An 11484-nucleotide genomic window follows, 5' to 3' on the forward strand; every position below is an offset into this window, starting at 1 on the left:
CCCGAAAGAGGAGCGACGCGTACTTTGGTACGCGAGCGACGGCTTGAGGGGCGAGATGGGGTGCTTGGGGCCGGCGCAGCGTCAAGCCTTAAAGGTGGTTACCAGGGTGTTCTGGCCGTTGAGGACTCGATGGCTTCGTGGCGTTTGAGCTCGCGGCGCATGGTTTGTGAGTTGAGCCAGGCTGCTTGCCAGCCGCGGATGGGGTAGTGCGTCTGGTCGAGCTCAAACTGCGTATAGCCGCAGGCGTTGATGATCGTCGTTCCACACACATGCTGACGCTCGCGCTGAAAATCGCAACCGTAGCTTTGGTGCACATGTCCGTGCACCATGTAGTCGGGATTCCAGGATTCGAGTGCTGTGTTAAAGCATTCGAATCCTCGATGCGGCAGATCGTCCAGATCACCCATACCGGCGGCGGGTGCATGGGTAAGCAGAATGTCGCACCCGCCGACCATCCTAACCTTACGCGACAGCTTACGCATGCGCTTGGACATCTCGCGTTCGGTGTACATGTTGGCGCCGTCGCGATAACGCATGGACCCGCCAAGGCCCGCAATGCGAATCCCTCGGTACGTGTACACGCTGTCTTCCACGCAGATACATCCGCCCGGTGCATGACGTGCGTAGCGGTCATCGTGATTGCCGCGCACGTAGATGAGCGGTTTGTTGATGACCGTAACCAAAAACTCAAGATAGTCCGGGTCCAGATCGCCGGCGGACAAAATCAGGTCGACTCCCTCAAAGCGTTCCTTGCGAAAGCACTCCCAAAGGCATCGTTCTTCGGTATCGGCTATTGCAAGGATTTTCATAGGGCAGGGACTTTCGGCTCATCGTCGAGCTGCGGAATGGTGCCTACCACGTTGTCCGCCAGCCAATTCATCTCGACAATCTGCGTGCTCGGCAGCGGAGGGAAGCCTTCGATCTGTACCACGCCGTTCTGGCTGTGGAGCTCGCCGCCAAAGGGATTGATGGATCCCTCAACAATGCCGTTGCGGAGCAACTGCACGAGTTTGCGCGTTTGGTAGGGTAGGCCCGGAGCGTAACGGATGTCGATAACTCCGGAGCTCATGCCATACCAGTAGTTGACAGCGCGCACTTGGTTGTCGTCGCTGGTCTCGTCCCACGTGCCGTGAAGAAGGCTGCGAACGATGAGCTCGTAGTAACGGCCCCAGTTCCATACGGGCATGGCGATGCCGGTGACTTTGCCGTCGACCAAGCGGTGAAGCCCGTAGGCCGTTGGGTCTTCGAGCGACTTTGACATGTCAGCGCCGGTCATGACGCTTACGCCTTCGCGGCACATGGCTTCGGCAAGACCACCGGCGGGAACATCGCCCCAGGTGAGGATGACCTGCGCGCGCGGGTCGAGCAGCGAGGCGCCAATCGCAAAGGCGTTGATCTCGCTGAGTGCGCCCGAGGCGAAGACCGACGCGTGGTAACCGATGCGGTGGTTGTCCGCCATGCTGGCCGCAAGGGCGCCCAGCAGAAACTTGGCCTCGTACATCTTGCCAAAGTACGAACGGACGCTTTGATGGGGAAGGCCGATAGAGCAGTTGAGGAACCGAACCCGGGGATACTCAACGGCAGCCCTGAGCGTGTATTCCATCAGGCGGTGTGAAGTCGAGAAGATGGCCTTCGCCCCGTGCTTGACAGCCGTTTCCACAGCGGCGTAGAACACGTCCGGATCGTGGCAGTCCTCGAACGCCTCGGTGCGCACGATACCGCCAAAGTGCTCATCGAGATACTGACGCCCTTGGTCGTGCAGGCTGTCCCAGCTCGACGTCGCACAGGGGAACTCATGGATAAAGGCGATGCGCAGGGGGTTGGCCGCCGAATAGACGGTCTTGCCCATAAAGAAGTTGAGCACACCGGAAGTGGACTTGGCGGGCGTCTCCTCCTCATCGACGCTCGGTGCTTCGACAAGATCGACCTTGTCCTCATCACTTTTGCCGGCAATGACCAGCTCGCGCCAAATCTTGCACAGGCGGTTTACGACGATATCCGTCGGCGTATCCAGCAGGCGGTCCTGGTTGTACACATTGAGGTAGACGAGCATGGCGTCGGCGGGCGTAATGTCCAGGTGGCCGCCGCCCGCGCGAAGGTAGGCGCGCTTAAAGAGCAGGAAGGTGTGACGCAGGTAATCGACCTTTTTCTGCGGCCATTTTTCGATAAGGTTCTGGCCGAGCATCTTGGCGAGCGTCTCGTAGCTTCCCTCGCGCGAGAACTCGATCTCGTATAGGGGGCATACGCGCCAAAACGCGCAGAACTCGCCGTACAGGCGGCTTTCGACGGAATCCCATTTGCCGGGGTAGAGACGGGTGACCTTGGCCGAAACCGTCGGGGCGTCCAGGAATTTGAGGACGCTGACGCGCTTGTTGCCCTCCTGGACGTAGAACCGATGCATGAACTCGGTGACGGTGATGGGGTCGCGATAGCCCTCGGTCACCTGAATGTCGTAGAGGTTGGACCACTTGCGGGCGAACTCGGTGCTAAATGGCAACAGGGGCATAAAGTTGCACGAAAAGGCAGACTGACGGCCCTTGGTAACCGTGCCGACGACCATTTCGAGCGGAATATCCCTCAGGCCGACGCTCTCTCGCTGACCTAAGGGGAGCTGGGCAACGAGGCTATCGAGGTCCGTAAGGTACGGGTGCTCGCTTTGGCTGATGGCGCGACGGCGTCCCTGCTCGCCGCGCTTGCGTGCTTGACGATAGACCTCTTCCATGGTGTCTACTCCCTTAGTCGTTTAAACAACGATATAAACCATGGTACCACGAATGAAAACCACTACAAAGATGCCTGTCCCCTTTGCGGTGGTTTAGGCGATGATGGGGGCGATGGCGCGGATGCAGGCGTCGGCTGCCGTGAAAGTAGTGCTGTCGTCGCTGACGATAAAGATGATCTTTCCTTTGATGCCAAAGTCGCCGATTTCGCTAAAGAGTACGTAGGGCTCCTTGTCAAAGCCCGAGATGGGCGAGACGGCCGTTTTGGTTGCGCTCGTGAGCTCGTCTGCCAGCACGTCAAGGGAGGCCCACTTAGACGTGTCCTTTACGGCAACGGGCACGGCCACGCGCCCAAAGGGCATCAAATGCACGAGCGTGTTCTTGGAGATGTTGGAATTGGGCACAATGATGGTCTGTCCACAGGCATCCTCAATCGTCGTATGGCGCCAAGTGATGTCTTGGACAACGCCGGATACGCCGCCGACCTCGATATTGTCGCCGGGCTTGATGATGCCCATAAACGTCACCTGCATGCCGCCGATAAGGTTTGACAGCGTGTCCTGAAAGCCCAGCGAGATGGCGATGCCGCCGACGCCAAGAGCGGCGACGAGGGCGTTTGCGTTAATGCCAAAGCAGTTGTCGAGGATAAAGCTGCCGCCGATCATCCAGATGACGGCACGCGCGATGTTGATGAAGATACTCGATGCCGGAAGCGGGTTATCGTCTCGGTTGAGCAGATGGTTCAGGGTCTTGGATACGACCTTGGCGGCGACGGCGGTGCCTATCGCCAAGATGACGGCCCAGATGATGTTGTGGACCCACCGTTGCTCAAAGAAATGAAGAATCGGCTCAAACAATTCCATGTAGGGAAAACCTCCTAATAATCGTCCAACCATGATACCCACCAAGAAGCCCGTCCGATCACATCGGACGGGCCGATAACTTGAGATGGGGTGGCCGCGGTGGCGTAAGCTGGGGCGCCGGCGAGCACGCCGGCAAGGAGTGCGGCGGTCAAGGCGAGACGGGGAAGAGAGCTTCTCGTGGCAGTTTCCTTAGTCCTTAACCAGTAGTTCCTGCTGACGCTGGATTATCGACATAATATGCGAAAACCGCCGCAAGGGCCTCTGTCCCTTTGCGGCGGTTTTGGCGTTTGCGCAGATAAAACCTACCAAAATAAACCTGTCCCTTTTTGGCAGGTTTTAGCTTAGCAGCATGCGGTCGTTGGCGAGCTCGCCGCCCGAGACCTCCTCGAACTTCTGCAGCAGGTCGGCCACGGTGAGCGACTTCTTCTCGTCGCCGGCCACGTCGTAGATCACATGGCCCTCGTGCATCATGATCAGACGGTTGCCCAGACGGATGGCGTCGTTCATGTTGTGCGTGACCATGAGCGTGGTCAGGTGGTTCTCGTCGACGATCTCCTCGGTCAGGTTGAGCACCTTAGAGGCCGTCTTGGGGTCGAGGGCCGCGGTGTGCTCGTCGAGCAGCAGCAGGCGCGGCCTGGTGAGCGTGGCCATCAGCAGGGTGAGTGCCTGGCGCTGGCCGCCCGAGAGCAGGCCGACCTTGGCGTTGAGACGCGTGTCCAGACCAAGGTCCAGGCGCTTGAGCAGCTCAACGTACTCATCTTTCTCGGCCTTGGTGACGCCCCACGAAAGGCCGCGACGCTGGCCGCGACGCTTGGCGAGGGCCAGGTTCTCGGCGATCTGCATGTCGGCAGCGGTACCGCGCATGGGGTCCTGAAACACGCGGCCCAGGTACTTGGCGCGCTGCGACTCGCTCAGGCGCGAGATGTCGGTGCCGTCGAGCTCAATAACGCCCGAATCGAGCGGGTACACGCCGGCGATCATGTTGAGCAGCGTGGACTTGCCGGCGCCGTTGCCGCCGATCACGGTTACAAAGTCGCCGTCATTCAGGGTGAGGTCGACGCCGGTGAGCGCGCGCTTCTCGGTGACGGTGCCCTTGTTAAAGGTCTTCTTGACGTGCGAGAGCTTAAGCATCTGCCTCATCCCCCTTCGTGTAGGAGCTGCGGAGCTTATAGCGCTCCCAAACCACGGGCACGCACAGGGCCACGGCGACGATCACGGCGGAGAGCAACTTCATGTCGTTGGCGTCCATGCCCAACTGCAGTACGATGGCGCGGATAAGGAAGTACACCACGGAGCCAAAGACGGCGGAGGCAAGACGGACGCTAAACTGCGTGAGACCGCCGGGCAGCAGGCGGCCGAGCACCTCGCCGATGACGATGGCGGCAAGACCGATAACGATGGCGCCTGTGCCCATGCCAATGTCGGCATACTTTTGGCTCTGGCAGATAAGCGCACCCGAAAGGCCGATGAGGGCGTTGGAGAGCACGAGAGCGATCATCTTGGTGGAGTTGGTGTTGACGCCCAGAGCGCGGATCATGTACTCGTTGTTGCCGGTGGCGCGCAGCGCCGAGCCGATCTCGGTGCCAAAGAACCAATACAAGATGGCAACGATAGCCACGGCGAGCAGGATGCCCAAGATGATGGCAACGGTGGACTGCGGCAGACCGGTCATATTGCTGACGGCCGAGAACACGGTGCCCTTGGCAAGAATGGGCGTATTGGACTTGCCCATGATGCGCAGGTTGATGGACCACAGGCTGATCTGGGTGAGGATTCCGGCGAGGATCGCGGGAATCTCAAAGACGGTGGTCAGAATGCCCGTGACGGCGCCCGCGATGGCGCCGGCGCACATACCGGCCAGCACGGCGAGCAGCGGGTCGACGTTGTTATTGACGATGAGCACAGCGCAGACGCAGCCGCCGAGGGCAAAGCTGCCGTCGCAGGTCATATCGGGAATGTCGAGCAGGCGGAACGTGATAAACACGCCAAGCACCATAATGCCCCAGAGGACGCCCTGCGAAACGGCGCCCTGCAATGCAATGAGCATGCTTTATACCTCCTAGGATAGGGTGGACACGTGAGTCACCATGATAGCGGTAACAATGTATAAAAGAGCTGCGGACGGATGTTTTGTCTCATCCGAAACAAGCAGGGCGAACGCCGGTCTTTAGCGTTCGCCCCAAGGACTCAGATATTGAATAACGCGGCTGTGGCGCGCGTGCAGGCCCTAGACGCGTTACCGCGCATGGCGCTACTCGTCCAGAGCGGAAAGGTCGATGCCCAGGGCCTCGGCCATTTCGTCGTTCTTGACGACGACCAGGTCCTTGCTCGAAAGGTGCTTGATCGGCATGTCTTCGGGCTTGGCCTCGCCCTTCAGGATCTTAACGGCCATCTCGCCCGCGGCGTAGCCCAGGTCCTCATAGTTGATGGAGAGGGTGAACAGGCCGCCGGCCATGCACATACCTTCCTCGCCGGTCACGAAGGGAAGCTTGTTTTCCTTGCAGATCTGGCCGACCTGCGAGGCACCCGCGGCGATGGTGTTGTCGGTGGGGGAGTACAGCGCGTCGACCTTGCCCACGGCAGACTCGACGACGGACTGAATCTCGTTGGAGCTCGAGACGGTGAAGTCGGTGTACTCGAGGCCCAGCTTGTCGAGCTCCTTCTTGGCGGCCTTGATCTGGACGTCGGAGTTGGACTCGGCGGTGCAGTAGAGCAGGCCGACCTTTTTAACGTCGGGCAGGACCTTCTGCATCATCTCGAGCTGCTCGGCGACCGGGGTGAGGTCGGAAGCGCCCGTGACGTTGGTGCCCGGCTTGTCGTTGTCCTGTACCAGGCCGGAGGCGGCGTAGTCGGTGATGGCACAGCCCACGATGGGGATATCGGCCGTGGCACCGGCGGCAGCCTGCGCGGCGGGCGTGGCGATGGCATAAATCAGGTTGACGTTGTCGCCCACAAACTTGTCGGCAATGGACTTACACGTGGACTGGTCGTTCTGGGCGTTCTTCTGGTCGATCTTGACCTTAAGGCCGCTCTCCTTGATGGCCTTGACAAAGCCGTCGTTGGCGGCATCGAGTGCGGAGTGTTCGGTGAGCTGCAGAACGCCGATGGTGTAGTCGGAACCGGCGGCAGCGGAGCCGGAGCCAGAATTGCCGCCGCATCCGGCGAGCGGAGCGAGCGCGAGCAGGCCAGCGGAGACCAGAAGGCTCCTGCGGCTGATGGTGATGTCCTTCATATCATTACCCCCAGTATAAAATGGCTGGAAACACTGCACTGAGAAAAAGTGCAAGTGGGTCTATAGTAGCGCCGATGTCCATTTTTACAACAGCCTGGCGAGTTTTTTAATACTGAACCGGACGGACGGAGAGGGATTCGGCGGGCAGCGGCAAGACTTATGCCGCAGGAGCGGGGCTGTCTTCTTCGTCCAGGGCGGCAAAGAGTTTTTTGCCGTCGAGCAGGCGTGTGCTGACGTTTCTCATGCGGGCTATCTCGACAGTGCGCAGGGTGTCGTCCGTGCCTCGGGCGTCGTAGACCGTTCCCAGTAGATACGAGATCCCATCGCGCTGTCTGATGGCAAAGGGCCGGACCGTCATCCGCACCGCTTCGGTTTCGCCACGAGTCGTGACGTTCGAGATGTCAAAGCTCACCGTGGTCCCGTGGTCGATGGCTTGTTCGACGAGTTCGCAGGTATCGATTCGTTTGATGGGCGTGCGTGTTGCCTTGGTAGCCTTGCTGCCTGCGCTTGGAGCGGGTTCGGGTGTATCGAGGTAGCCGCGAACGTCGGCGCTCGCCATGGCAACTAAGTGCTGCGCCATGCTCTTGCGGATAGCGATAGGCGTGGAGCGGTTGCGCATGACCATACCGTGGAGCCGGATGATCTCTTCATCGGTGAGCGGGCGGGTAAGAAGTTTGTAGCCCACGCCGCGTTTGTATTCAATTTCGTATCCGGCATGGCGAAGCGCGGAGATGGCGGTGTAGATGCTGCGCCGCGCCGCCGAGATGGGCATGCGGGCGGGGTCGTCGGGATGGGCGAGGCGCCGGATCAGCTCATCGGAAAGCATGGCCTTGTCTTCGCCGGTGTTTTCGCTCAAGAGCTGCAGGATACGAACGGCGCGATAGGCTGCCATCGAGGCGGCGCCCCTCGTCGTGGTGTCGTAGGTTTCAACAGCGGCTTCGGTCATGGTGCCCACGTCCTTTCCGTTTTGGGTGGCGACGGTATGGAGCCTAGGACGCGGGGCTTTCCCAGGGGCGCAGGGCGCTCTGGGCGGTCGGTAGTCGTCGGCAAACGGCGGGTCGAGTTTTCAACAGCCCTGCTCAACTGACCAAAAACTTGCCAAAAGCTTGACGGATGCTGTTGAAAAAAGCGTCTCTCGACCGATGTCGAGAGACGCTTGTGCGATGAGCGTTGGCGTGTGGCGACGCGAGCTAGCGTTCGACGATTAGAAGTCGGCGTTGCCCACGGTGCGCGGGTGCGGCAGGACGTCGCGGATGTTGCCCACGCCCGTCAGATACATGACCAGACGCTCGAAGCCCAGGCCGTAGCCGGCATGCTTGCAGGAGCCGTAGCGGCGCAGGTCCAGATAGTACTTGTACTGCTCGGGGGCCATGCCCAGGTCCTTAATGCGGGCCTCGAGCAGGTCCAGGCGCTCCTCGCGCTGGGAGCCGCCGATGATCTCGCCAATGCCCGGCACCAAGCAGTCGGCGGCGGCGACGGTCTTGCCGTCGTCGTTCATGCGCATGTAGAAGGCCTTGATCTCGGCCGGGTAGTCGGTCACGAAGGTCGGGCGCTTAAAGTGCTCCTCGGTCAGGAAGCGCTCGTGCTCGGTCTGCAGGTCGATACCCCAGCTGACGGGATAGTCAAACTTGTGGCCGGCGGCGACGGCCTGCTCCAAGATCTCAACGGCCTCGGTGTAGGTGATGCGGGCAAAGTCGGAGTTCGCCACGTGGTTCAGGCGCTCGATGAGACCCTTGTCCACAAACTTGTTGAGCATGTTGAGCTCGTCGGGGCAGGTTGCCATAACGTCCTTAAGGACGTACTTGAGCATGGCCTCGGCGTTATCCATGTAGTCGTTGAGGTCGGCGAAGGCCATCTCGGGCTCGATCATCCAAAACTCGGCGGCGTGGCGCGTGGTGTTGGAGTTCTCGGCGCGGAAGGTGGGGCCAAAGGTGTACACGTCGCCAAAGGCCATGGCGAAGTTCTCGGCGTTGAGCTGGCCGGATACGGTAAGGCTTGCGTGCTTGCCAAAGAAGTCCTGGCTCCAGTCGACCTCGCCGGACTCGGTGAGGGGCGGGTTTTTGGGGTCGAGCGTGGTTACGCGGAACATCTCGCCGGCGCCCTCGCAGTCACTCGTGGTGATGATGGGGGTGTTGACGTAGACAAAGCCCTGCTCCTGGAAGAAGCGGTGGATGGCGGCAGCCGCGACAGAGCGGATGCGGAACACGGCACGGAACAGGTTGGTGCGCGGGCGCAGGTGCTGCTGGGTGCGCAGGAACTCGACGGTGGCGCGCTTCTTCTGCAGCGGGTAGTCCGGGGCGCTTACGCCCTCGACCACGATTTCGGTCGCGGTGAGTTCGAAGGGCTGGGGAGCATCGGGGGTCAGCTTGACGGTGCCGGTGCAGATGAGGGCAGCCGAGACGTTTTGGTGGGCGATCTCGTCGTAGTTGTCGAGCGCCTCGCGGTTCATGACGACCTGCAGGTCGCGGAAGCAGCTGCCGTCGTTGAGCGTAACGAAGCCAAAGTTCTTCATGTCGCGGACGGACTTGACCCAGCCGGCAACGGTGACGGTTTGGCCACCGAGCGACTCGGCATCGGCATAGAGCTGCGCGATTTTGGTGCGGTTCACGTATCCTCCCATGATGGTTGAATGACAGTTATCCATACAGTTCGATATTCTAGCAGCTTGGTTCATTTGGGCTATGCAGATAGCTCGTCGTCTGGACGGTTTTCAAACGAAAAGCGCCCACGGCCAGATGGTCGCGGGCGCTTGGACGTGTTGCCTTTTGACTGTGCAGCGCGGGGCTTGACTACTTGGTCTTGGCCACCAGCAGCGGATCGCCGAGCTTGACGAGCGGGTTGCCGCCGATGAGCGTACCGGACTCGCCGACGTGGTCGATGCTCTTGAGGCGGTCGAGCTCAGAGATGATGACGGTCACGATGTCCTCGTGGCCGGCGGCCTTGATGGCGTCACGGTCGAAGCTGATGAGCGGCTGGCCGGCCTTGACCGTGTCGCCCATCTCGACAAAGCGAGCAAAGCCCTTGCCGTTCATTTGCACGGTGCCCAGGCCAACGTGGATGAACACGCGCAGGCCGTCCTCGGTAATCATGCCGATGGAGTGGTTGGTGACAGTGGTGGCGCCGATGCGGCCGTTGGCGGGGGCGTAGATGGTGTCGGTAATGGGCTCGATGCCGTAGCCCTGGCCGAGCATGCCCGAGGCGATGGTCTCGTCGGGAATCTCATCCAGATTGACGAGCACGCCGTTGACGGGGGCGTAGATGACGCCTTCGCGGGTGGCGAAGCTTGCTGCGGGCGGAACGGACGCCTCGCCCGTCGAGGTGAACGTGGACTTGAGCGAATCGAGCAGACCCATAGATGCCTCCAACGTATCAAGTGCGCATATCGCGCGCGTGTAGTTTGCCGGAAACGTTTCGTACGTGTTTCCCGGCACGGTCAGCGCCCTTATTTTACGCTGCTCAACGACGGCTCTGAGCTGCGATTTTGTGATATATCAGTTGAAGGGCAACTTATTGCGGGGGTGTTTCTGCGCCGCGAGCCCAACTGGGGTACGCTTGAGGGCGATAAAAAGTGCGCACGTTTTGCGCGAAGGGAGCACCAATGATTGTCGAGAACCATGCACTGTGGGGCGAGGAGCCGACCGAGGAATATCCGGCAACGTTTACGTTTTTGGGGGCCGAGCCGCTGCCCGATAAGCCCAATGGCCGTCGTCCTGCCGTGATTATCTGCGGTGGAGGCGGGTTTACGCATATCGCTCCGCATGAGCAGGACCCGGTGGCGTTTGCATTTTTGGACCACGGCTACCAGGCCTTTGTGCTCAATTATGTGACGAGCGCCACGGGCGACGTGAGCTTTCCGCACCCGCAGGCAGACCTCGCCAAGATGGTTGCCACGGTGCGTGCGAATGCCGACGAATGGCATGTCGACCCCAAGCGCGTGTGCGTCGTCGGTTTCTCGGCGGGCGGTATGATCTGCGCCTCGCTGGCGACGCAATGGAAGACCGGCCCCTTCGCGGGTCTTGCCGGGGCTCGTCCGGAGGATGTTCGCCCCGACGCCGTGGTGCTGGGCTATCCGCTGCTCGACTTTGCCTATGTGCGCGACATACAGACGCGCGATCCGCGCATTGACTTGCGTGTGCCAAAGACGGGCGGCAAGACGGGGCGCGATTTGCTCAACGACTACCTGTCGATGGTGACGGGCGGCGAGGCAACTGACGAGCATCTGGCCGACATCTGCCCCACCACGCATGTTTCGCGTCAGATGCCACCGACCTTTGTGTGGGGCGTGTCCGACGACAAGACGGCGCCGATTGCGCAGGTCTACCCGTTTGCCCAACGCATGGCGGAGGAGGGCGTCGCTTGCGAGATGCACGTCTTTGACCAGGGAGGTCACGGCCTTTCACTCGGCAACGCCAACACCGCGGTCGACAACGAGGACAAACAGGTGGCGGTCCGCCCTTGGATTCGCCTAGCCTTCCGCTTCCTGGAGCGCCATCTGTAAGAGTCTCGGCATCCCAGCCCTTCAATAACTTGCGGTGAAATAGTTCCTATCTGGGGCATCAACCAGTCCATCCAGGAACTATTCCACCGCAACTTCGTTTTTGATGCCCCGCCCGGAAACTGCGTCCCAGTTTTGCCTTTCAAGGTGGGACGCAGTTTCCCATAGGGCCTC

The 11484-nt window shown here is 60.5% G+C and carries 10 protein-coding genes; 1 reads left to right on the forward strand and 9 read right to left on the reverse strand.

Annotated elements, in window-relative coordinates; genetic code table 11:
- Positions 1 to 98 precede the first annotated feature (98 nt).
- From ABHR75_RS01900 to ABHR75_RS01940, 9 genes are all read right to left on the reverse strand, one after another.
- On the reverse strand, positions 99 to 809 hold the full coding sequence (locus tag ABHR75_RS01900; RefSeq protein WP_117799696.1) for a metallophosphoesterase family protein: 711 nt from the start codon (positions 807 to 809) through the stop codon (positions 99 to 101).
- Positions 806 to 2722, reverse strand: a complete 1917-nt coding sequence (locus ABHR75_RS01905; protein WP_346963502.1) for a BMP family ABC transporter substrate-binding protein — start codon at positions 2720 to 2722, stop codon at positions 806 to 808. Before ABHR75_RS01905 ends, ABHR75_RS01900 begins: the two co-directional genes overlap by 4 nt.
- A gap of 93 nt (positions 2723 to 2815) precedes the next feature.
- A complete protein-coding gene (locus tag ABHR75_RS01910; RefSeq protein WP_195239368.1) occupies positions 2816 to 3583 on the reverse strand; it encodes a mechanosensitive ion channel family protein in 768 nt (255 codons plus the stop codon).
- Between the two features lie 336 nt (positions 3584 to 3919).
- Positions 3920 to 4714, reverse strand: coding sequence for an ABC transporter ATP-binding protein (locus ABHR75_RS01915; RefSeq protein ID WP_055250279.1), 795 nt, complete (start codon positions 4712 to 4714; stop codon positions 3920 to 3922).
- Positions 4707 to 5630 carry an ABC transporter permease gene (locus ABHR75_RS01920; RefSeq protein ID WP_006234992.1) on the reverse strand — a complete coding sequence of 308 codons (924 nt, stop codon included), beginning with the start codon at positions 5628 to 5630 and terminating at the stop codon, positions 4707 to 4709. Before ABHR75_RS01920 ends, ABHR75_RS01915 begins: the two co-directional genes overlap by 8 nt.
- A 204-nt stretch (positions 5631 to 5834) precedes the next feature.
- Positions 5835 to 6815: an ABC transporter substrate-binding protein gene (locus tag ABHR75_RS01925; RefSeq protein WP_346963503.1), complete on the reverse strand. Its 981-nt coding sequence runs from the start codon at positions 6813 to 6815 to the stop codon at positions 5835 to 5837.
- Between the two features lie 157 nt (positions 6816 to 6972).
- Positions 6973 to 7761, reverse strand: a complete 789-nt coding sequence (locus tag ABHR75_RS01930) for a hypothetical protein (protein WP_346963504.1) — start codon at positions 7759 to 7761, stop codon at positions 6973 to 6975.
- A gap of 258 nt (positions 7762 to 8019) precedes the next feature.
- Positions 8020 to 9423 (reverse strand): asparagine--tRNA ligase, encoded by a 1404-nt coding sequence (asnS, locus tag ABHR75_RS01935; RefSeq protein ID WP_346963505.1) that lies wholly within the window; start codon positions 9421 to 9423, stop codon positions 8020 to 8022.
- Between the two features lie 181 nt (positions 9424 to 9604).
- Entirely contained in the window at positions 9605 to 10246 is a 642-nt protein-coding gene (locus ABHR75_RS01940) for a PTS sugar transporter subunit IIA (RefSeq protein ID WP_346963506.1), read from the reverse strand.
- Between the two features lie 167 nt (positions 10247 to 10413).
- On the opposite strand from ABHR75_RS01940, the gene ABHR75_RS01945 reads away from it, so the two are divergent.
- On the forward strand, positions 10414 to 11313 hold the full coding sequence (locus ABHR75_RS01945; RefSeq protein ID WP_346963507.1) for an alpha/beta hydrolase: 900 nt from the start codon (positions 10414 to 10416) through the stop codon (positions 11311 to 11313).
- Positions 11314 to 11484: the final 171 nt, after the last annotated feature.

Origin of the sequence: Collinsella aerofaciens (assembly GCF_039752955.1) — a bacterium.
In the GTDB taxonomy this organism is placed as follows: Bacteria; Actinomycetota; Coriobacteriia; order Coriobacteriales; family Coriobacteriaceae; genus Collinsella; species Collinsella aerofaciens_BI.

Coding starts and splice junctions, on each gene's coding strand:
- ABHR75_RS01900 (WP_117799696.1), bottom strand. CDS start 809: ATGAAAATCCTTGCAATAGCCGATACCGAAGAACGATGCCTTTGGGAG.
- ABHR75_RS01905 (WP_346963502.1), bottom strand. CDS start 2,722: ATGGAAGAGGTCTATCGTCAAGCACGCAAGCGCGGCGAGCAGGGACGC.
- ABHR75_RS01910 (WP_195239368.1), bottom strand. CDS start 3,583: ATGGAATTGTTTGAGCCGATTCTTCATTTCTTTGAGCAACGGTGGGTC.
- ABHR75_RS01915 (WP_055250279.1), bottom strand. CDS start 4,714: ATGCTTAAGCTCTCGCACGTCAAGAAGACCTTTAACAAGGGCACCGTC.
- ABHR75_RS01920 (WP_006234992.1), bottom strand. CDS start 5,630: ATGCTCATTGCATTGCAGGGCGCCGTTTCGCAGGGCGTCCTCTGGGGC.
- ABHR75_RS01925 (WP_346963503.1), bottom strand. CDS start 6,815: ATGAAGGACATCACCATCAGCCGCAGGAGCCTTCTGGTCTCCGCTGGC.
- ABHR75_RS01930 (WP_346963504.1), bottom strand. CDS start 7,761: ATGACCGAAGCCGCTGTTGAAACCTACGACACCACGACGAGGGGCGCC.
- ABHR75_RS01945 (WP_346963507.1), top strand. CDS start 10,414: ATGATTGTCGAGAACCATGCACTGTGGGGCGAGGAGCCGACCGAGGAA.